This window comes from Actinomadura sp. 9N407 (assembly GCF_044326315.1).
Taxonomy (GTDB): Bacteria; Actinomycetota; Actinomycetes; order Streptosporangiales; family Streptosporangiaceae; genus Spirillospora.
The window spans coordinates 21,880-42,384 of record NZ_JBIRAW010000001.1; the positions used below are offsets into that span (position 1 = coordinate 21,880).

General features: G+C 72.8%; 21 protein-coding genes. 13 read left to right on the top strand and 8 right to left on the bottom strand.

Annotated features, from left to right (window positions below):
* Positions 1 to 95 precede the first annotated feature (95 nt).
* Together ACH34Q_RS00090 and ACH34Q_RS00095 are read right to left on the bottom strand one after the other, a co-directional pair.
* The gene (locus ACH34Q_RS00090; RefSeq protein ID WP_395980565.1) at positions 96 to 569 is read right to left on the bottom strand and encodes a hypothetical protein; all 474 of its coding nucleotides are present in this window, start codon (positions 567 to 569) and stop codon (positions 96 to 98) included.
* On the bottom strand, positions 562 to 930 hold the full coding sequence (locus ACH34Q_RS00095; protein ID WP_395980566.1) for a hypothetical protein: 369 nt from the start codon (positions 928 to 930) through the stop codon (positions 562 to 564). The genes ACH34Q_RS00090 and ACH34Q_RS00095 overlap by 8 nt, the downstream gene beginning before the upstream one ends.
* Before the next feature lie 104 nt (positions 931 to 1,034).
* On the opposite strand from ACH34Q_RS00095, the gene ACH34Q_RS00100 reads away from it, so the two are divergent.
* The 7 genes from ACH34Q_RS00100 to ACH34Q_RS00130 all read left to right on the top strand — a co-directional run bounded on the left by ACH34Q_RS00100 (position 1,035) and on the right by ACH34Q_RS00130 (position 8,055).
* Entirely contained in the window at positions 1,035 to 1,772 is a 738-nt protein-coding gene (locus ACH34Q_RS00100) for a histidine phosphatase family protein (RefSeq protein WP_395980567.1), read from the top strand.
* Positions 1,773 to 1,947: 175 nt separating this feature from the next.
* Complete coding sequence (locus ACH34Q_RS00105) at positions 1,948 to 2,532, top strand: hypothetical protein (protein ID WP_395980568.1); 585 nt, start codon at positions 1,948 to 1,950, stop codon at positions 2,530 to 2,532.
* Between the two features lie 76 nt (positions 2,533 to 2,608).
* On the top strand, positions 2,609 to 3,349 hold the full coding sequence (locus ACH34Q_RS00110) for an SDR family oxidoreductase (RefSeq protein ID WP_395980570.1): 741 nt from the start codon (positions 2,609 to 2,611) through the stop codon (positions 3,347 to 3,349).
* Positions 3,333 to 4,385, top strand: a complete 1,053-nt coding sequence (locus tag ACH34Q_RS00115; RefSeq protein ID WP_395980571.1) for a threonine aldolase family protein — start codon at positions 3,333 to 3,335, stop codon at positions 4,383 to 4,385. Before ACH34Q_RS00110 ends, ACH34Q_RS00115 begins: the two co-directional genes overlap by 17 nt.
* Before the next feature lie 183 nt (positions 4,386 to 4,568).
* On the top strand, positions 4,569 to 5,759 hold the full coding sequence (locus tag ACH34Q_RS00120) for a thiolase C-terminal domain-containing protein (protein ID WP_395980572.1): 1,191 nt from the start codon (positions 4,569 to 4,571) through the stop codon (positions 5,757 to 5,759).
* A 193-nt stretch (positions 5,760 to 5,952) separates the two neighbouring features.
* Positions 5,953 to 6,807, top strand: a complete 855-nt coding sequence (locus ACH34Q_RS00125; protein WP_395980573.1) for an oxygenase MpaB family protein — start codon at positions 5,953 to 5,955, stop codon at positions 6,805 to 6,807.
* A 75-nt stretch (positions 6,808 to 6,882) separates the two neighbouring features.
* Positions 6,883 to 8,055: a lysylphosphatidylglycerol synthase domain-containing protein gene (locus ACH34Q_RS00130; protein ID WP_395980574.1), complete on the top strand. Its 1,173-nt coding sequence runs from the start codon at positions 6,883 to 6,885 to the stop codon at positions 8,053 to 8,055.
* On the opposite strand, the gene ACH34Q_RS00135 is transcribed toward ACH34Q_RS00130, so the two are convergent.
* The 3 genes from ACH34Q_RS00135 to ACH34Q_RS00145 all read right to left on the bottom strand — a co-directional run bounded on the left by ACH34Q_RS00135 (position 8,009) and on the right by ACH34Q_RS00145 (position 10,644).
* Positions 8,009 to 8,899 (bottom strand): hypothetical protein, encoded by an 891-nt coding sequence (locus ACH34Q_RS00135; protein WP_395980575.1) that lies wholly within the window; start codon positions 8,897 to 8,899, stop codon positions 8,009 to 8,011. The genes ACH34Q_RS00130 and ACH34Q_RS00135 overlap by 47 nt on opposite strands.
* Positions 8,900 to 8,983: 84 nt before the next feature.
* The gene (locus ACH34Q_RS00140; RefSeq protein WP_395980576.1) at positions 8,984 to 9,799 is read right to left on the bottom strand and encodes a hypothetical protein; all 816 of its coding nucleotides are present in this window, start codon (positions 9,797 to 9,799) and stop codon (positions 8,984 to 8,986) included.
* A 104-nt stretch (positions 9,800 to 9,903) separates the two neighbouring features.
* Positions 9,904 to 10,644: an alpha/beta hydrolase gene (locus ACH34Q_RS00145; protein WP_395980577.1), complete on the bottom strand. Its 741-nt coding sequence runs from the start codon at positions 10,642 to 10,644 to the stop codon at positions 9,904 to 9,906.
* A 143-nt stretch (positions 10,645 to 10,787) separates the two neighbouring features.
* On the opposite strand from ACH34Q_RS00145, the gene ACH34Q_RS00150 reads away from it, so the two are divergent.
* From ACH34Q_RS00150 to ACH34Q_RS00170, 5 genes are all read left to right on the top strand, one after another.
* Entirely contained in the window at positions 10,788 to 11,423 is a 636-nt protein-coding gene (locus ACH34Q_RS00150) for a hypothetical protein (RefSeq protein WP_395980578.1), read from the top strand.
* A 231-nt stretch (positions 11,424 to 11,654) separates the two neighbouring features.
* Positions 11,655 to 12,578 (top strand): ABC transporter substrate-binding protein, encoded by a 924-nt coding sequence (locus tag ACH34Q_RS00155; protein WP_395980579.1) that lies wholly within the window; start codon positions 11,655 to 11,657, stop codon positions 12,576 to 12,578.
* Between the two features lie 80 nt (positions 12,579 to 12,658).
* Positions 12,659 to 13,633, top strand: coding sequence for a FecCD family ABC transporter permease (locus tag ACH34Q_RS00160; protein ID WP_395981063.1), 975 nt, complete (start codon positions 12,659 to 12,661; stop codon positions 13,631 to 13,633).
* Positions 13,630 to 14,454, top strand: coding sequence for an ABC transporter ATP-binding protein (locus tag ACH34Q_RS00165; protein WP_395980580.1), 825 nt, complete (start codon positions 13,630 to 13,632; stop codon positions 14,452 to 14,454). The genes ACH34Q_RS00160 and ACH34Q_RS00165 overlap by 4 nt, the downstream gene beginning before the upstream one ends.
* Before the next feature lie 39 nt (positions 14,455 to 14,493).
* Complete coding sequence (locus tag ACH34Q_RS00170; protein WP_395980581.1) at positions 14,494 to 15,246, top strand: adenosylcobinamide amidohydrolase; 753 nt, start codon at positions 14,494 to 14,496, stop codon at positions 15,244 to 15,246.
* 57 nt (positions 15,247 to 15,303) lie between these two features.
* On the opposite strand, the gene ACH34Q_RS00175 is transcribed toward ACH34Q_RS00170, so the two are convergent.
* The 3 genes from ACH34Q_RS00175 to ACH34Q_RS00185 all read right to left on the bottom strand — a co-directional run bounded on the left by ACH34Q_RS00175 (position 15,304) and on the right by ACH34Q_RS00185 (position 18,805).
* Positions 15,304 to 16,485 (bottom strand): chromosome segregation ATPase, encoded by a 1,182-nt coding sequence (locus ACH34Q_RS00175; protein ID WP_395980582.1) that lies wholly within the window; start codon positions 16,483 to 16,485, stop codon positions 15,304 to 15,306.
* A gap of 68 nt (positions 16,486 to 16,553) precedes the next feature.
* Complete coding sequence (locus tag ACH34Q_RS00180; RefSeq protein WP_395980583.1) at positions 16,554 to 18,110, bottom strand: AMP-binding protein; 1,557 nt, start codon at positions 18,108 to 18,110, stop codon at positions 16,554 to 16,556.
* Between the two features lie 122 nt (positions 18,111 to 18,232).
* A complete protein-coding gene (locus ACH34Q_RS00185; RefSeq protein WP_395980584.1) occupies positions 18,233 to 18,805 on the bottom strand; it encodes a TetR/AcrR family transcriptional regulator in 573 nt (190 codons plus the stop codon).
* 83 nt (positions 18,806 to 18,888) lie between these two features.
* Between ACH34Q_RS00185 and ACH34Q_RS00190 the strand changes: the two genes are divergently transcribed.
* Entirely contained in the window at positions 18,889 to 20,496 is a 1,608-nt protein-coding gene (locus tag ACH34Q_RS00190; protein ID WP_395980585.1) for a carboxyl transferase domain-containing protein, read from the top strand.
* The last annotated feature ends 9 nt before the right edge of the window (positions 20,497 to 20,505 follow it).

The window sequence follows — 20,505 nt, forward strand, 5'->3', positions numbered from 1 at the left end:
GCGACAGGAGAGGGTGCTTCCTCCAGCGGGGATGCCCGGACACATAGTGCGACCCCCAAAAGGGGATCCCCGCCGGAGGTACCCGAACCCGGCGCTCAGCCCTCGCCGCGCGCCGGGGACTCATCCGTACGGGAGGCACGGCCGGTACGGCGCAGCCAGTACAGGCCCACGATCGGCAGCACCAGCGGGATGAACCCGTACCCGCGCCCGTACACCGACCAGACCGTCGCGTCCGGGAAGGCCGCCGGGTCGATCAGGCTCAGCGTCCCGACGACGAGCACGCCGGCGAGCTCGATCGACAGGGCCACCAGCGCGACCCGCCGCGACGTCCGGCCGCCCAGGGCCAGCGCGACGGTCGCCAGCACGTACACCAGCGCGGCGAACGCCGACAGCGCGTACGCGACCGGCGCCTCGTCGAACCGGGCGGCGATCTGCACCGACGCCCGCGCCCCGGCCGCCAGCGCGAAGATCGCGTAGACGGCCACCAGCAGCCGGCCAGGCCCGCTGCCGGTCGGGTTCGTTGGCGGGTTCGGGTTCGTTGACGGCTTCGGGTTCGTGTTCTCAGGCAACGGTGCCCTGCCAGATCTGCCGCATCCGCTCGATCATCACCGCGACCGACAGGCAGGCGACCACGATCACGCCCGGCCCCCACCGGGTGCGTTCCAGCAGTCCCCAGCCGGCGCCCGCGGCCGGGATCAGCAGGATCCCGATCAGGTAGCCGACGAACGTGGCGGGCTCGGCCGGCCCGGCCCCGTCCTCGCCCAGCTTCACGAAACCGAGCACGAGCTGCGCGATCAGCAGCGCCTCCAGGACGCCGAGCGCGCCCAGATGCCACCAGTCCATCGCGCGGTCCCGGAGCGAGCTGACCAGGCTGTACGCGGCCACCAGCAGCGCCACCACGATGATCACATTGGCGAGGGCGTTCGTCATAGGACTCCGAGAGTACTACCGGCTGTAGAGCACGGGCGGCGGGGCCGCCGCCCTCCCGCGCGTGCCGCACATTCTGGACGTCCCACCCCGTACGGCATGGGATCATGGCTCGCGTGAGCGCGCTCCAGTGGCTGAACCTCGTCCGGCACGGGGAGAGCACCGGCAACCTGGCCTACCAGGCGGTGTGGGACACCGACGCCGAGGAGAGCGGCATCACCGAGCGCGACGCCGACATCGCCCTCACTCCCACCGGCCGCGCGCAGGCCGAGGCCCTGGGCCGCTGGCTGGCCGCACTGCCCGAGAACGAGCGCCCCACCCGCGTGCTGACCTCCCCGTACATCCGCACGGTCGACACCGCGCGGATCGCACTGGCACAGGCGCCGGTCGACGTCGAGGTCCGGGTGGACGAGCGGCTGCGCGACCGCGAGCAGGGCATCCTGGAGGGGCTGACGCCGACCGGGATCCGCCGCCGCCATCCCGAGGAGGCCGACCGGCTGGCCCGGCTCGGCAAGTTCTACTACCGGCCGCCCGGCGGCGAGTCCTGGGCCGACCTGGCGCTGCGGCTGCGCAGCTTCTACCGCGACGTCGAGGACGAGGCGGCCCGGCGGCGCGGGTCCGGCGCCGCGGACGGTGAGCGGGTGCTGGTGGCGACCCATGACGCGATCGTGGTGATGACCCGCTACCTGGTGGAGAACCTCTCCGAGCGGGAGGTCATGGAGATCGAGAAGACCCCGGTCGCCAACTGCTCGGTGACCCGCTGGCGGCACGATGGCGAGCGGCTGGGCGCGATCGTTTACAACGACCGCGCGCACCTGACCGGCGCGGGTGTCGCCTCGGCCTGACCCCGTCCGGACCGCCCCCTTCGGCGGGCCGCCCGTTCCGTCCCCGCCACCGTGCGTGACCAGGGCATAGCGGTGCGGTACATCCAAAGAACACCTCGGCGACACGCTCCGTTCCCGTGCCGTTCGCCTAGAGTTTTAGGAGTCCCCTTACCGACTCCCCACCCTGAGGAGCATCATGACCATGTTCTCGTCCCTCGTCCGCCGTGCCGCCGCGGAGGCGGAGCACCGATTGCGCGCCGGGCTGGACCTGCTCGCCGCGGTCGTCGAGGATCGGGAACGCCAGTCCGAACGCGAGCGGCTCGCCGCCTGCGACGCGCGGATCCACCGGCTCGAGCAGGTCATCGAGGGGCAGGACCGCGATCTGCGGGCGCTGCGCACCGAACTGGACTCGCTGGTCGGCCAGCTCAACGACCGGCTGCTGCCCCGGATCGACGAGCGGATGGACGACACCGAGCGCGATCTGACCTCGCTGGCCACCGGGCTGATCCGGGGCGGCCGCGAGTCGGCCGCCAACCGGTCCCGGCTCGAGACGGCCGAGAACCGGATCACCGACCTGCGCGGCAAGCTCACCCGGATGGAGCAGCGCGCCGGCCTGTGGCGCGATCTGCAGGCGACCGTGGCCCGCCTGGGCGACGACGTCGACGCGCTGCGCACCCGGCTCAGCACCGCGCCGCCGCTGGCGGCCGCACCGCCGATCGCGCCCGCCGTCGAGACCGGACCGCAGCGGCTCAACGGCACCGACGCCCACCGCGCCTCCTGAGCACCCGGCCCTGCTCACCCGGCCCTGCTCACCTGCCCGTGATCACTCGGCATCGTGCCTGCGTGACAATGGAGCCATGACGCAGTCTTCGCACTCCCAGTCCTCTGATCCCCAGCGCGATCCCCAGCACGATCCCCAGCACGGGGGCCGCGTGGTCGTGGTGGCGGGCGCGGGCGGCCCCACCGGCCAGGCGGTCGTCCGGGCGCTCGCGGCGAGCGGTGCCCGGGTCATCGCCGCGGACCGGATCCCGCACGAGTGGGACGACGAGCGGATCACGCCCGCCGTCATCGACCTGCTCGACGGCGCCGCCACCGGCGAATGGGCCCGCGGGATCGCCGCCGCGCACGGCCGGGTGGACGGCCTGATCCACCTGGTCGGCGGCTGGCGCGGCGGCGCGACGTTCGGCGACACCGACCTGGCCGACTGGGACTTCCTGCACGACCTGCTGATCCGTACCCTGCAGCACACCACGCTCGCCTTCCACGAGCAGTTGCGGTCCGCGCCCGGCGGCGGTCGCGTCGCGATCGTGTCGCAGCACGCGGCGCGGCGGCCGGGCCAGGGCGTGGCGGCGTACGGGGCGGCGAAGGCGGCCTCGGAGGCCTGGACGCTGGCGCTGGCCGACTCGTTCACCGGCACCGAGGCCGCGGCCGTCGTCCTGGTGGTCAAGGCGCTGCTGAACGACCGGATGCAGGACGAGAAGCCGGACGCGAAGTTCGAGGGCTTCACCCACGTCGACGACCTGGGCCGCATCATCGCGGACCTGTGGAACCGACCCGCCGCCGAGCTGAACGGAACGCGCGTTGACCTCTCCGACTGACCCCCGGCACGTACGCGGATTCGCCAGCGACAACCACGCCGGCGTCCATCCCGAGATCCTGGCCGCGATCACCGCCGCCAACGGCGGCCACCAGCCCGCGTACGGTGACGACCGCGAGACCGCGCGGCTGCGCGAGGTGATGCGGCGCCACTTCGGCGAGCAGGCCGAGACGTACCCGGTGTTCAACGGCACCGGCGCCAACGTCGTCGGGCTGCAGGCCATGTCCGATCCGTGGAGCGCGGTGCTGTGCAGCGCGACCTCGCACATCCACGTGGACGAGTGCGGCGCCGCCGAGAAGGTCGCCGGCCTCAAGCTGATCCCCGTACCGACCGCCGACGGGAAGCTGACCCCGGAGCTGGTCGACCGGTACGCGTGGGGCTGGGGCGACCCGCACCACGCCCAGCCGAAGGTCGTCTCGATCACCCAGAGCAGCGAGATGGGCACCGTCTACACGCCGGAGGAGGTCGCGGCGCTCGCCGCGTGCGCGCACGAGCGCGGGATGCTGCTGCACATGGACGGCGCCCGCGTCTCCAACGCCGCCGCCGCGCTGGACGTACCGCTGCGGGCGTTCACCACCGACGCGGGCCTGGACGTGCTGTCGTACGGAGGCACCAAGAACGGCCTCATGGTCGGCGAGGCGGTCGTGGTGCTCGATCCCGGCGCGGTACGCGGCATGGAGTTCCTGCGCAAGATGGGCATGCAGCTGGCGTCCAAGATGCGGTTCCTGTCCGCGCAACTGGTGGCGCTGCTGGACGGTGACCTGTGGCTGCGCAACGCCACCCACGCCAACGCGATGGCCCAGCATCTGGCCTCGGCGGTACGGGCGGTGCCGGGCGTGCGGATCACCCAGCCGGTGCAGGCGAACGCGGTCTTCGCGATCATCCCGCCGGACGTGGCGGCCCGGCTGCGCGAGCGCTACGCGTTCTCGACCTGGGACGAGCGCGCCGGCGAGGTCCGCTGGATGTGCGCGTTCGACACCACCGAGGACGACATCGCGGGATTCGCCAAGGCCCTCGCCGAGGAGATGTCCGCCTGACCACGGTGCCGGCCGGCCACAGTGCAGGCCGGCCACGGGAGCCCGCCTCCGCTTTCATGCCCTGACCGTCTCGTGCACCGGGATCAAGCGAGCGCTCGCTGGGTGCCGCGGGTTATCGTGAATCCGAACATGATTCGGTAGATCGATGCACCGGTATCGGGCACTAGAGGAGGCGGGCATCTGATGGCCAACCGCACGTTCGTCGTCGGCGTGGGCATGACCAAGTTCGAGAAGCCGGGCTCCCGCGACTGGGAGTACCCCGACATGGCCAAGGAGGCCGTCGGCAAGGCGCTGGAGGACGCGGGCATCGGCTACGACAAGGTGGAGCAGGCGTACGCCGGCTCGATGTACGGGTCGATGGGCCAGCGCGCCCTGTACGAGACCGGGATGACCGGCATCCCCGTGATGACCGTCGCCAACGCCTGCGCCACCGGCTCCAGCGCGCTGTTCATGGCGCGGCAGGCCGTCCGCGGCGGGCTCGCCGACTGCACGCTCGCGCTCGGCATGGAGAAGATGAAGAAGGGCTCGCTCGGCGCGGGCATGGGCGAGTCCAAGGTCACCATCATCGACCACCACCTCACCTCCATGGCCGCGGGCCGTGCCTGGGAGATGGACAAGGCCCCGATGCCGCAGATGTTCGGCAACGCCGGCCGCGAGCACATGGAGAAGTACGGCTCCACCGCCGACCACTTCGCCTGGATCGGCTACAAGAACCACAAGCACTCGGTGAACAACCCGTACGCGCAGTTCCAGACCGAGTACTCGCTGGACGACGTCAAGAACGCCACGATGATCTTCGACCCGCTGACCAAGCTGCAGTGCTCGCCGACCTCCGACGGCGCCGCCGCCGCGCTCGTGGTGAGCGAGCGCTTCCTGGACGAGCACGACCTGTGGGGCCAGGCCGTCGAGATCGCCGGCCAGTACATCGCCACCGACACCCCCGAGAGCTTCGCCGACAACTCCTCCATCCAGGTCGTCGGCTTCGGCGTCTCCCAGCTCGCCGCCAAGCGCGCGATGGACGAGGCCCAGGTGGGCATCGAGGACGTCGACGTCATCGAGCTGCACGACTGCTTCAGCGCCAACGAGCTCATCACGTACGAGGCGCTCGGCATGGCCGCGGTCGGCGAGGCGCACAAGCTCGTCGACGACGAGGCCACCACCTACGGCGGCAAGTGGGTCGTCAACCCCTCCGGCGGCCTCATCTCCAAGGGCCACCCCCTCGGCGCCACCGGCATCGCCCAGTGCGCCGAGCTGACCTGGCAGATGCGCGGAACGGCCGGCAAGCGCCAGGTCGAGAACGCCCGCGTCGCCCTCCAGCACAACATCGGCCTCGGCAGCGCCTGCGCCGTCGCCGTCTACAAGCCCGCCTCCTGACCGTCGACTCGTGGCGTGTTCGCCTTACGGCCCCGCTGGGAAGGGCGAACACGCCACGAGTGAACGGAGCGGAGTGACGGCGGGTGAGGGCCGGGATGGCGGGCGTCCAAGACGTTAGACAAATCTTGGTTCTTGTCTCATCATGGCGCGGAGAGGCACGTCATCCTGGAGGTGCGCGATCACCGTCGACCCGATGCCCGCCCCGCTCGGCCCCGGCTCGCTGCTGTGGTCCTACGCGGGCGACATGCGCTCCCTGCTCCCCGGCGCCGCCGCCGGCCTGATGCAGCTCCTGCACCCCGGCATCGGCGCCGGCGTCTCCGAGCACTCGGCCTTCTTCAACGCCCCGTTCGACCGCATCTACCGGTCCGTCCCCCAGATCTGGGCCACCATCCTCGCCCCCGACGCCGAACGGCGCGGCCACGACATCCGCGACCTGCACCGCACCATCGGCGGCGTCGACGAGCACCACCGCCGCTACCACGCCCTGGAGCCCGAGACGTTCTGGTGGGCGCACGCCACGTTCACCTGGGAGATCTTCAAGGCCGCCGAGGTCTTCCACCCCCGCGCCCTCACCGCCGAGGACCGCGAGCGCCTCTACGCCCAGACCGTCACCTGGTACTCCCGGTACGGCGTCAGCATGCGCCCCGTACCGCCGGACTACGCCGCGTTCCAGTCCAAGTTCTGGCACGTGTGCGCCAGGACCCTCGAGCTCACCCCCGCCGCCGCCCGCGGGCTGGAGATCGCCAGGTACGGCTCGGAGACCGTCTCGCTCATGCCGGTCGGCGGCGCCCGACTCGAACGCGCAGGGCGCCTGGTCGCCGAACGCCCGCTGCGCCTGATCACCTTCGGCTGCCTGCCGCCGATCGTCCGGGACCGCTTCGACATCCCGTGGAGCGCCGCCGACCAGGTCCAGTTCGCCGCCCTGGCCCTGGCCAACCGGCAGGGCTACCGCATGGTCCCCACCCGTCTCAACCACTGGACGCTGCGCAGCACCCTGCGCTACATCGGCTCCCAGACCCGCGACCAGCGCTTCCAGCCGGCCGCGTGACACGGCCGCCGCCTGTTCGTCCATGATGAACCGGCCGGTCGCATAACCTTCAGACAAGTAGACGACAACGAAGGTGTGGAGACGATCGCCGCCGGCGCCGAACGCGCGGCGCCCGCCGGGTCCCTGGCCCCAGGCGGCAGCGCCGCGCCATGCAACGTTCCGTCCAGCCTCGCCGACCTCCAGCCCGTCCTCACCGCCGAGGCCGGCCCTTCACACGCCGCACCGGGCATCGCCCCGTTCCGGTTCGCTCGCGGGCTCGCCCGCAACCGCCTGCTCCGATGGGGCATCGCCGCGATCGTGCCGGTCGCCCTCCTCGCGGCATTGCTCGCGCTCTACGGCGACGAGCCGCTGCGGACGGCGGTCACCGCGTTCAGCGACATCCACTGGGAGTTCCTGCCGGCCCTCGCGATCCTGTCCGTCCTGCACTACGTCCTGGCCGCCGTCGCGCTACGCGGCGCCTCCGGGCTCAAACTGCCGCTGTACGAGACGACGCTGACGCAGTTCACCGCGGCCGCCGCCAACCGCGTCACGCCCAGCGGTCTCGGCGCCGTGGCCGTCAACACCCGCTACCTCGTCTGCCGGGGCATGCCGCTGCCCAAGGCCGCCGTCGCCGTCGCCGCGCTGCAGATCGCCGGCGCGCCCGCCGACCTCATCCTGCTGGCGATCGTGCTCCTGATCGCCCAGGACTCCCGGATGCTGGAGACGGTCGCCGAGCAGGCCGTACGCGCCGTCGAACTGCTGCCGCCCGCCCCCGCCCTGATCACCGCCGCGCTCCTGCTGCCGGTGGCCGTCCTGCTGATCCGCCGCGCCCTGCGCTCCCCCGCCGTCGGCCGCGCCCTCAGCGGCCTGACCGACCTGTGCCGCCGCCCGGGAGACCTCGCCCTCACGCTCGCGGCCTCGGCGGCGACCACGTTCGTGCTCGGCCTGGCGCTGGCCCTCAGCGTGCTCGCCGTCCCCGGCGCCGCGTCACCCGACGACATCCTGCCGCTGCTGGCCGCCTACCTCGTCGGCGCCGCCGCCGGAGCGGCGCTGCCCGCCCCCGGCGGGGTCGGCTCCACCGAGGCCGCCCTCGTCGCCGCGCTCACCGTCGTCGGCATCACCGCCGGCACCGCCCTGCAGGCGGTCCTGCTGTTCCGCCTCATCACGTTCTGGGCACCGGTCCCGGTCGGGCTGGTCACCTGGCGCACGCTGCGGCACCGCGTCACTCCCGTACCAGAGCCTCCAGCAGGTCCTGGAACTCCGGGCTGATCGACACCGCCAGCGTGCCGTCGCTCTCCTCGACCGCGCCCGCCGGCCGCAGCGCGCCGTCCCGCCACCAGTAGACGTCGGGGCTGACCGACCGGGGCCCTTCCTGGAAACCGCCCCACGCGACCCGGACCATCAGGTTCATCGCCGCCGCCACGTCCGCCCCGTCGACGGGCGTGGCATGCATGACGCCCTGCGTCGGAAGCACGACGAGAGCACCGTGCCGCCCGGTCACCATGTAATCGCCCGCCCACAGCGCATGCGCCGTGACGTAAGCGGTCTCGCCACCCAGCGAGAACAGCCGTACCCCGTCGAAGTCCTCGTCCTCCACCTCCAGCGGGCCGTCGGCGCGGACGTTCTCGCGCGCGACCGTGAACAGATCGTCCCCGCCGGTGTCCCATTTCGCGGCCAGGTCGACGCTCACCAGCACCACCGACGTCGGCTTGTCGATGGCCAGCACCTCGATCAGGCCCGGTACCACCGGCCGCCGTACGAGCTCCATGTCGGCCTGGAAGTCGTCGCGGTACAACCGCGTCCGCAGCGAAGGCCGCACCAGCGCGTAGTCGTCGAGCGCGTTGCCGCGGTCGTCGTCGGCCGCGGAGATGACCGCGTCCACGAAGTAGGACACGATCCCCGGCCACTGGTCCCGCGGCTCCCGCGCGACCTGCTGCCGCAGGTTGGTGAGATACATCCGGCTCGGCTCGGAACGTCCCGGCCACGCGATCTCCAGCTGGTCGGCGTCGATCACCGTACAGCCGTACCCCTGCTGCTCGATCACCGCGCGCACCAGCCCGACCAGCGGATCCTCCACCCCGCCACCGGCCTCCGGACCGTCGAACCGCTGCATGTGAACCCCCTCGATCAGAGTCCCTCACCCTAGGGGACCGGCCGGGACGGCCACCGCCTCCGCCCTTTACAATGTAGATCATTTTCAGCGCTCCAGATGGGCCAGGCGGACGGCGATGCGGTCCATGGTCCTGTCGTCGGGGCTCCAGCCCCGGTGGAGCAGGGCGGTCAGGAGCGCCTCCAGGTAGGGGCCCGGCCGGGACAGCGCGTCCCGGGTGACAGGGATGATCTCCCAGCCGTGCTCGCGGGCGAGCCACCGGCGGCGCCCCTCGTCGCGCACGCGCGCGAGACGACCCGTGTGGTGCTCCTCACCGTCGTACTCCATGCCGACGCGGAACTCCTCGTAGCCGAGGTCGATGGACAGCGGCTCGCAGCGCGGGCCGGGGACCTGGATCTGGGTACGGGGACGCGGGAAGCCGGCACCCAGGATCAGCAGGCGCGTCCGGGTCTCCCCCGGTGACGCGGCGCCGGGGTCCGCCAGGCGGAGCACGTCGCGCAGGCGGACGGAGTCTCGGTAGGCCTTCAGCCCGCCGGCCATGAGTTCGAGGGAGCCGATGTCGGTGTGCCGCAGGAACTGGTCGAGGGCCGCGACGGCCTCCCCGCGCGGGAGCCAGCGGGCGCAGTCGAGAGCGGTACGCCCCAGGGTGGTGACGTGGACGCCGGACTCCGCGGTGGTGTGGCCGGGCGGCACGTCGCGGTCCCTCGCCAGATCGACGTCCCACTCCGGCTCGTCCAGGCCGGGCGGTAGGACGTCCAGGCCCCAGATCCAGGCGGCGGTACGGCGCGCCACGACACCGGACGGGCCGAGCCGCCCGATCAGGGCCGCCCTCGCGGCCGGGGACTCTTCGGCGCCGGCCCCGATCGTGGTGCCGGCATGGCGCCAGCTGATGCGTGCGGTCATCCCTCGATGGTGGGCACCGGCGGGGCTTGATCGGGAGGGCCCGGGAAATTGTGGATAACGGCGCCCAGAGACGACCGCCCAGAGACGATGAGGACGTCAGCCCCTCACAACCGGGCGACGGTCCATTCGCCTATGCGCTTGATGAGGTCGGGCGTCGCGGCCACCTCGGCATGGCCGAAGCCCGGCTCGATCCAGAGTTCGCGCGGGTCGCGTGCCGCGTCGTACAGCTGGTGGGCGTGCTCCAGGGGCAGGAACGGGTCGGCGTCCCCATGGACCACCAGCAGCGGTACGGGGGCGATGCGGGACACGACCTCGTGCGGGGCCTCCGGCACGGGGTTCCAGCCCTTCGGGGCCACTCGGGTGCCCCGGGCCAGGCGCACGGCGAGGCGGCCCATGCGCCGTTCGATGACCCAGTGAATGCGGCGCATCGGCACGGTGTCGCGGTAGTACCAGCGTGCGGGGGCGCTCACGGAGGCGATGGCGTCGATGCCTCCGCACAGGGCCGCGTGCCGGACGGCGACGGCCGCGCCCAGGGAGAACCCGATCACCGCGACGCGCTCGTACCCGCGCCTGCGCGCCGCCGCCACGACCGCCTCCATGTCGAGCACCTCGCGGTCACCGACCGTCGAGCGTCCCCCCGACCGGCCGTGGCCGCGCAGATCGAAGCCGATCACGCCGCCGTGCGCGGTCAGCGCCGCGGAGATCCGGCGCAGCACGGGCTGCCGCCACGAGCAGGTGAACCCGTGCGCCACCACGAAGCACAGGCCGCCGTCGCCGGGGCTGTGGCCGGCGTCGATGCGGACGCCGTCGCGGGTGAACAGGGACAGCGGGTCGGGTTCGCGCACACCCTCATCATGACCGATGCGGAAATACCGGCCGGGAACGGACAGCGCGCCCAGCAGCGAAGGCAGGACGGCTTGCCTCCCTTCCTTCCCTGCTGGGCGCCCGGGACCTCGCCCGCGTCAGAGCTCCGGACTACCGTGGCGTCATGGACGAACTGACCACCACGCGCCGGGCCCTGCACGGGGTCGCCGAGCTGCTCCTGGCCGGGCCGCAGTACCGGGCCGCCGGGACGATCCGGCTCGCGATCACCCCGGACGGCTTCGCGACGGTCGCCGAGCCCGCGCTGCGCGTCGCCGGCACCGAACTGGTCGCCGGTGACCGGGTGATCCCGATGAACGGCACCACCTACCGAGAGCTGGGCACGGCGGCCGATGTCGAGGCGGGTGCCCCCGAGGGCCTCTACAAGGGCGGCGGGGACGCCGGTCTCGACGACCTGATCGGGATCGACGCGGGCGCCGCCGAGCGCGTCCAGGCGGCCTTCGCACGCGGCGACGAGGCGCTCCGGCGGTTCGCCCCCGGCATGGCACCCGTGCTGTGGCCCGAGCACTTCGACGTGACCGTCGTCGTCGACGAGGTCAACTACGGTGTCTCGGCCGGTGACACCTACCTGGGCGAGCCGTACGCGTACGTGGTCCCCTGGAAGCGGCGCACCGGCGCGTTCTGGTCCGCCCCGTTCGGCGCGGCCCGTCCGCTGACCGAGCTGCCGGGCGCGACCGCGATCCACGACTTCTTCATGGAGGGCCGGGATCGGGCGGCGTCCGACCCCGTCCCCGAGGGCTGACCGCACCCGAGCCGTCGGCGGACCGGACCCGGCTGCCTGATAACGTGCACTTCAAGCGCGTTCTGGAGCGAAGTCCGGTGTGATCCCGGCGCTGTCCCGCAACTGTGATGCCCTCCCATGGGCCGAGCCAGGTCGCCTCTCGCGCGCCGACGATTCTCGACCTCGTGGAAGGGCGATCCGTCACCTCCCCGGTGCGGCGGTCCTGCCTTCCCGTAGCCATGGAGGCCCCCTTTGAGACCCGTACGCGCCCTCGGCACGGCCGTGATGATCAGCGCGCTGACGCTGGCGGCCGGCTGCGGCTCCGGCGAGAAGGCACCGGACGAGGCGGCGGGCGGCGCGGTCACCGTCCAGGCCGCCAACGGCGCCGTCACGATCCCGGCCGTCCCCAAGCGGATCGTGTCGCTGTCGCCCACCCACACCGAGACGCTGTTCGCGATCGGCGCGGGGCCGCAGGTCGTCGCGGTGGACGAGTACTCCACCCACCCGGCGAACACGCCCAAGACCAAGCTGTCGGGGTTCAAGCCGAACGCCGAGGCGATCATCGCCCACAAGCCCGACCTGGTCGTGCTGTCGGACGACATGGACGGCATCGTCAAGGCCCTGGAGAAGGTCAAGGTGCCGGTGCTGCTGGAGCCCGCGGCCACCAAGCTGGACGAGGCGTACGACGAGATCATGGACCTCGGCACCGCCACCGGCCGCACCGGCGAGGCGACGAAGCTGACCGGCGACATCCGGGCGAAGATCCAGCAGACCGTGGCGGCCTCGTCCAAGGGCAAGGGCCTCACGTACTACCACGAGCTCGACAACCAGCTGCACACCGTGACCTCCAAGACCTTCATCGGGCAGGTGTACGGGCTGTTCGGGCTCCAGAACATCGCCGACAAGGCCGAGAAGGCGGCGGGCGGCTACCCGCAGCTGTCGCGCGAGTACCTCGTCAAGAGCGACCCGGCCCTGATCTTCCTGGGCGACACCAAGTGCTGCGGCCAGAACGCGTCGGTCGTCGCCAAGCGCCCCGGGTGGCAGGACCTCACCGCCGTGAAGAAGGACGGCGTGATCGAGCTCGACGACGACATCGCCTCCCGGTGGGGACCGCGCCTGCCCGACTTCGTCAAGGCCATCGGCGACGCGGTACAGAAGGCCCCGGCCGCGCAGTGAGCAAGCCCGTCCCAGGGCCGGCCCCCGCGCGGCTGCGGCCGCTGCCGCTGATCGTGGCGGTGGTGCTCCTGCTGGCCACGATGGCGGCGGGACTGCTCGTCGGCGCGGCGGGCCTGCCCTTGGGCGGGGTGCTGCTGGCCCTGCTGGACCGGGTGCCGTTCGTCACGGCCGACTCGGGGCTCAGCGTCATCGAGCGGAACGTCCTGTTCGAGCTGCGGCTGCCCCGGGTCCTGATGAGCGCCATGGTCGGCGGCCTGCTGGCCATGGCCGGGGCCGGCTACCAGGGCGTCTTCCGCAACCCGCTCGCCGACCCGTACTTGCTCGGCGCCGCCGCCGGGGCCGGGGTCGGCGCGACGCTGATCATCGTGGTGACGCCCGGCGACCCGGCCTACACCGTGCCGCTGGCGGCGTTCGCGGGCGCGATCGGCGGCGTCTTCCTGGCGTACGCGCTGGGCAGCATGGCCGGGCGAGGCGCCGGTACGGGCGGCGCGACGCTGGTCCTGGCGGGCGTCGCGGTGTCCAGCTTCCTCGCGGCCGTGCAGACGTTCCTGCAGCAGGCGCGGGCCGAGGAGCTGCAGCGGATCTACTCCTGGATCCTGGGCGGGGTGGGCTCGGCCGACTGGCGGCAGCTGGCCATGGTCGCCCCGTACGCGCTGGTCTCCAGCGTGATCCTGCTGCTGCACGGCCGGCTGCTGGACGTGCTGGGCGTGGGCGACGAGGAGGCCGCCGCGCTCGGGCTTTCGGCGTCGCGGGTACGGCTGGTCGTCCTGGTCGCCGCGTCGCTGGCCACCGCCTGCGCGGTGGCGGTCAGCGGCCTGATCGGCTTCGTCGGCATCGTCGTCCCGCATGTGGTGCGGCGGCTGGCCGGCGCGTCCTACCGGGTCGTCCTGCCGCTGTCGTTGCTGGGCGGGGCGGCGTTCCTGGGCCTGGCCGACCTGGTCGCGCGCAGCGTGGTCGCGCCGGGCGAGCTGCCGCTGGGCGTCGTGACGGCGTTCGTCGGCGGGCCGTTCTTCGTGCTCGTGCTGCGCACCGCGCGCGGGCAGGTGGAAACATGACCCGGGCGGCGCGGACCATCCCGGCTCCCACCCCTGGACGAACCGATATGACGATCATGGCGCGCGATCTGGACGTCACGCTCGACGGCCGGCAGGTCCTGCGGGGCGTCTCACTCGAGGTACCGCACGGGTCGTGGACGGCCGTCATCGGGCCCAACGGCGCGGGCAAGTCGACGCTGCTGCGCGCGATCCTCGGGCTGCGGCCCGGTCCGGGCGAGGTCAGCATCGCCGGGACGGACCCGCGCACGCTCAAGCCCCGGGAACGGGCCCGGCTGGTCGCCTACGCGCCGCAGAGCCCCAGCCTGCCCGCCGGGATGGCGGTCTTCGACTACACGCTGCTCGGCCGCTCCCCGTACATCCCGTACCTGGGCCGCGAGAGCGCCCGCGACCGTGCCATCGCCGCCGAGGTACTGGAACGGCTCGACCTGACCGGGCTGGCCGGCCGCCCGCTGGACCGGCTGTCGGGCGGCGAGCGGCAGCGGGTCGTGCTGGCCCGGGCGCTGGCCCAGCAGGCCTCGGTACTGCTGCTGGACGAGCCCACGACGGCCCTGGACATCGGCCACCAGCAGCAGGTCCTGGAGCTGATCGACCGGCTGCGGCTGGCCGACCGGCTGACCGTGGTGACCACGATCCACGACCTGACGCTGGCCGGGCAGTACGCCGACGGCCTGCTGCTGCTGTCGGGCGGGCGGGTGGCGGCCGCCGGGCCGCCCGCCGAGGTCCTGACCCGCGACACCGTCGCCGCGCACTTCGACGCCCGGGTCCAGGTCACGACCGGTGCCGGCGGCCGTCCGATCCTGTCCCCCGAACGGCCGCGATGAGACCCTGGAGCACTCCATGACCTCCCCCCTGATGGTGCGATGAGACTCGAGACGGTGTGGCGCGAGGAGGACGGCGACCGCTTCTGCGCGACGGTCTGGCGGGCCGGGCCGGGGCTGCGCATGATCTCCTCGGCGATGGCCGGCGGCGGCATCGGCCCGGCCGGCTGGGTCCTGAACGCCCAGGTCGCGAGCCACTACTCGCGCACGGACCCGGCCGCGCACATCGGGGAGCTGGCCGCCTCGTACGGCCTGCGCGGTCCCGGCGTCGGGCTGCTCACCGCCGCCTCGGTGGACCGTACGATGCGGCACGAGGACGAGGGCGCGACCGCCGCCGCCACGGTCGGCCTGCGGGTCCCGACCTGGGCCGCGGCCCCGGCCGGCGGCACCGATCCGGAGCTGGCGCCCCTGACCTCCGACTGGCGGCCGGGAACGATCAACATCGTCGTGCACGTACCGGCGGCACTGTCCGACGCGGCGCTGGTCAACGCGGTCATGACGGCGACCGAGGCCAAGACGCAGGCGCTCCTGGAGGCCGGATACCCCTGTACGGGCACCGCCTCGGACGCCATCTGCGTCGCCGCGCCCATCCCTGGTCTTGAAGGGACGGAGGCCGCGGAAGAGGCGGAGCCGTTCGCGGGGCCCCGTTCGGTCTGGGGCGCGCGCATCGCCCGGGCGGTGCACGCCGCCGTCCACGCCGGAGCGATCGACTACACGCACTACCTGCGGGAGCGAGAGGAACGGGACAGCGGCACCGGCCGCCGTGCCACCCCGGTGCGGCACGGCGGCCGGTAGGGCCGATGCTCTGGGGAAGTGCGACCACCTCCTTGGACGATCGTTCGGCGGTACCGGTCAGCCGGTGGAGGGCAGGCGCACGCCGTTCAGCGGATGCAGCCCGGTCGGCGGCTCCTGCTCCACCTGCGGCCGGTTGCCGTGGCGGGGGGCGGCGAGCTGGGTGAGCGAGTCGACCCGGCGGCGGGCCCGCTCGGCCTCGGCGCGGGCGGCGTCGCGCTCGCCGGTGAGCGCCGTGACGGCGGCGCGCAACTCCTCGGCGGTCTGGGTGATCTGCAGGTTGGCCTGCTCGAACTCGTGCATCCTGGCCTGGATCTGGTCCCGGTCGGCGACGGCCTGGCCGCGCTTGGTCTCGGCCTCCCGGACGGCGGCGCGCAGGTCGTCGGTGGCGCGCCGGGTGGCGGCGGACTCGATCCGCTGCCCCTCCACGATCGTCTCGGTCTCCGACAGCCGGCCGTGCAGGGTGACCAGCTCCGAGCGGGCCGCCTCCAGCGCCGCCAGCAGCTCGCCCTCGCGCCCGACGACGTGGTCGCGCTCCTTCTCGGCGGCGAGCCTGGACGCGATGGCCTGGTCGGCGGTGTCCTTGGCGGCGGCGGCCTCCCGGCGCGCCGCGTCCCGTTCGGTCACGGCCTGACCGGCCAGCTCGCGGGCGGCGGCCGCGTCGCGGTCGGCGGCCTCGGCACGGGCACGGCCCGACGCCGCCTCCCGCCAGGCGTGCTCGGCCTGGCGCTGCGAGGCGTCCCGCTCCTCCTGGGCCACCGCGACCTGCGCGGCGGCCTCGGCGTGGGCCGACGCGACCCGGCGCTCGACCCCGGCGACGCTCAGCTCGGCGGCCAGCGAGCCGGCCAGCCGGTCGGCGGCGGTCTCCAGCCGCTCCACCATCTCCCAGGCCGAGGCGACCTGCCCGGTCAGCCCGGGGACGTCCCGGCCCCGGTCGCGCCGCCGCCGGGCCTCCGTCCCGCACATCCCGTCGTTGTCCTGGCAGTGCCGGACCGTCCGGGCGCCGCGTACGGGCTGCGGTACGGGGCGCCCGCAGTTGGCGCATGGCCAGACCGCGACGGGGTCACCGACCCGCGCCACCTCCGCGCCCGCGTCCGGGCCGGAGCCGCGGCCCTCACCGGTACGGGCGACCCCCTTCTCGTCGGGTTCGCCGGGACGGGCCGCCGGGCCGTCCATCCGGTCGGCGGCATGCCGGGGAACGATCTTGTGACCATCGAGTGGAGCGACCTTCTGGTCCGTCATGTGCCGTTGTACGCATCCGCGTCCCTAGGCGTTCGAGGTATCTCGCGGCATTTTCACCACTGCCGCCGCTAGGCCCTTTCGGCCTGCTCACGTAGGTATCCGTCACGTACGCGGCTCCGGCTGAGCTTTCCTGACGGGGTACGCGGCAGCTCGGCACGGAACTCGATCCGCCGGGGGTGCTTGATCTTGGCCAGCCTCGGCTCGCAGTGCGCGAGCAGCTCGGCGGCCAGGGCCTCGCCGGCCACGGCGCCGTCCGCGGGCTGGACGAGGGCGACGGCGCGCTGCCCCCAGTCCTCGTCCGGGACGCCGATGACCGCCACGTCGGCCACCGCCGGATGCTGCAGCAGCGCCGCCTCGATCTCGGCGGGGTAGATGTTCACCCCACCGGAGATGATCAGGTCGGTCCGGCGGTCGCTCATGTAGAGCCAGCCGTCCTCGTCCAGATGGCCGATGTCGCCGGGCGTGTAGTAGTCGCCGAGCATGCTGGAGGCGGTCTTGCCCGGGTCGCGGTGGTACTCGAAGCCGACCTGGCCGCGCGCGTAGATGAGGCCGGGCTCGCCGGCCGGGAGCTCCTCCCCCGCCTCGTCGAAGATCTTGATGTCCACGCCCTCGACCGGGCGGCCGACCGTACCGGGATGCTCCAGCCAGTCGTGCGGCTTGGCCACCACCACGGGACCGCTCTCGGTGGAGCCGTAGTACTCCCACAGCACCGGCCCCCACCAGTCGAGCATGCGCCGCTTGGTGTCCACCGGGATCGGCGCCGCGCTGTGGTAGACCTGCCGCAGCGACGACAGGTCGTAGCGCTCGCGGACGTCCTCGGGCAGCGTGAGCATCCGGTGGAACATCGTCGGCACCATGAACGAGTTGGTGACGCCGTGCCGCTGGATGATCTCCAGGGTGCGCTCGGGCTCGAAGTGGTCGCTCACCACGACCGCGTGGCCGAGGTTGAGCGACATCAGGGCGTGCACGCACGGCGCCGAGTGGTAGAGCGGCCCGATGGCCAGATGGACCTCGTCGCCCGGCTCCAGCTCCAGGTACTTGCCGAGGGTCTGGCGCAGGACGGTCATCGTCAGCTCCGGCGGGAAGTCCAGCAGCGGCCGCCGCACGCCCTTGGGCCTTCCGGTCGTCCCGGACGTGTAGAGCATCACCGAGCCCATCTTCCGGTCGGCCGGCGGCTCGGCGGAACGTCCCTCCAGCAGCGCCGCCAGATCACCGAATCCCTCGGCCGCGTCCACCGAGAGCCGCCCCTCGGGCTTGATCGCGGCCTCCCCCGCCGCCGCCGTGACCGCGGCCGCGAACGCCGACTCGGTGATCACGACCTTGGCGCCGCTGTCGGACAGGATGTAGCCGATCTCGGGGGCGGTCAGATGGCGGCTGACCGGGATGAAGTAGAGGCCGCTCTGCATCGCGGCCAGCAGCAGCGTGAGGAACTCGGGCCGGTTCCCCAGCACGGTGGCGACCGTGTCCCCCGGCTCCAGCCCGAGGGCGCGCAGCGCGTGCGAGATCCGGTTGACGTCGGCATGCAGGTCCCCGTACGAGACCGTGCCCGAGCCGGTGTCCAGGAACGCGGGGCGTTCCGGATGGGCGGTGGCGATCTCGTAGAAGCTGACGCCTTCGATTCCCATGCGTGTACTCCTCCGGCCCGCGGGTGGTGGTGGGTCCATACAGCTACGCCGGGGCGGGGGAAGTCAAGGGTTGGAACGGTCCGGATGTAAGTATCAGGTTACTCGCCCGGCCGGGTCCGGCCTCAGGACCGCAGCGCGGCGCGGGCCATGGCGTGGAGCAGGGCGGCCATCGCCTCGCGGTCCAGGCCCGCCGCGCTGTACGGGGTGGAGTTGAGCAGGCCGAAGCAGGCGTGCACGGCGGCGCGCGTACGGTCGGCGGGCTCCTCCGGGCGCAGCCGGCGCAGCACCCCGACCCACTCCTCGACATAGGCGCGCTGGAGCCGCCGCACCTCGTGCCGCTCGGCCTCCGGCACGTTGTCCAGCTCGCGCCCGTGCACGGTGATCAGAGCCGGATTGTCGAGCGCGAACGCGATGTGCCAGCGCAGCAGGGCGTCCAGCGCCCGCTCGGGGTCGGCGTCGGCGGCGCGGCGGGCGCCCTCGGCCAGCAGCCGCTCGCTGATGTCGAGCAGCATCTCGGCCAGCACCGCCTCCTTGCCGCGGAAGTGCCGGTACAGCGCGGGCCCGGTCAGGCCGACGGCGCGGCCCAGTTCCCCGATCGACACCCCGTGGTAGCCCCGCCGCGCGAAGAGCTCGGCCGCGGCGCCCAGGATCTCCGCCCGGCGGGGGTTGGCGGGCTGGCTGATGGCCTGCGTCATGCGGGCAGTCTAGACTGGCCTTGTTAATGCTGGCTAACATCTGCTTTGTTAATGATGGTTAACAAGGGACGGGTGAACGAGGGATGAGCGGACCACCCGAGCTGGGCACGCGGGCCGATCCGGGCGACGAGGCGTTCAAGCGGAACGCCGCGTACAACGAGACGCTGGTGACCGAGCTGCGCGAGCACCTCGACCTGGCAGGCAAGGGCGGCCCGGAGCGCTCCCGCGAGCGGCATGTGGGGCGCGGCAAGCTGCTCCCCCGCGACCGCGTCGACACACTGCTCGACCCCGGCTCACCGTTCCTGGAGCTGTCGCCGCTGGCCGCGCACGGGATGTACGACGGCGAGGCCCCCGGCGCCGGGATCATCACCGGCATCGGCCGCGTCTCCGGCCGCGAATGCGTCATCGTCGCCAACGACGCCACCGTGAAGGGCGGGACGTACTACCCCGTCACGGTCAAGAAGCACCTGCGCGCGCAGGAGGTGGCCCTGCACAACCGGCTGCCCTGCGTCTACCTGGTCGACTCGGGCGGCGCGTTCCTGCCCCACCAGGACGAGGTGTTCCCCGACCGCGAGCACTTCGGCCGCATCTTCTACAACCAGGCCACCATGTCGCGGGAGGGCATCCCGCAGATCGCGGCGGTGCTCGGCTCCTGCACGGCGGGCGGCGCGTACGTCCCGGCGATGAGCGACGAGGCCGTGATCGTACGGAACCAGGGCACCATCTTCCTGGGCGGCCCGCCGCTGGTGAAGGCCGCCACCGGCGAGATCGTCACCGCCGAGGAGCTGGGCGGCGGCGAGCTGCACTCGCGGATCTCCGGCGTCACCGACCACCTGGCCGAGGACGACGCGCACGCGCTGGCCATCGTCCGCGACATCGTCGGAACGCTCGGCCCGCGCGCGCCCCGTCCCTGGGACGTCGAGCCCACGCAGGAGCCCGCGTACGACCCCGGCGAGCTCGCCGGGGTCGTCCCGCCCGACCCGCGCACCCCGTACGACGTCCGCGAGGTCATCGCCCGGATCGTCGACGGCAGCCGGTTCCAGGAGTTCAAGAAGGAGTACGGCGCGACGCTCGTGACCGGCTTCGCCCGGGTCCACGGGCACCCGGTCGGGATCATCGCCAACAACGGCATCCTGTTCGCCGAGTCGGCGCTCAAGGGCGCGCATTTCATCGAGTTGTGCGACCGCCGCTCGATCCCGCTGGTCTTCCTGCAGAACATCTCCGGGTTCATGGTCGGGCGCGAGTACGAGGCGGGCGGCATCGCCAAACACGGCGCCAAGATGGTCACGGCCGTGTCGTGCGCGCGCGTCCCGAAGTTCACCGTGGTGATCGGCGGCTCGTTCGGCGCCGGGAACTACGCGATGTGCGGCCGCGCGTACGCGCCCCGGTTCCTGTGGATGTGGCCGAACGCCCGGATCTCGGTGATGGGCGGCGAGCAGGCCGCCGGCGTGCTGGCCACCGTCCGCCGCGACCAGCTCGGCGACGCCTGGTCGGCGCAGGAGGAGGAGTCGTTCAAGGCCCCGATCCGCGACCAGTACGAGCGGCAGGGCAACCCGTACTACTCCACCGCGCGGCTCTGGGACGACGGCGTCATCGATCCCCGCGACACCCGCCGCGTCCTCGGCCTCGGCCTGTCCGCCGCCGCCGGCGCCCCGCTGGAGCCGGTCGGCTACGGCGTCTTCCGGATGTGAGGAGCACGA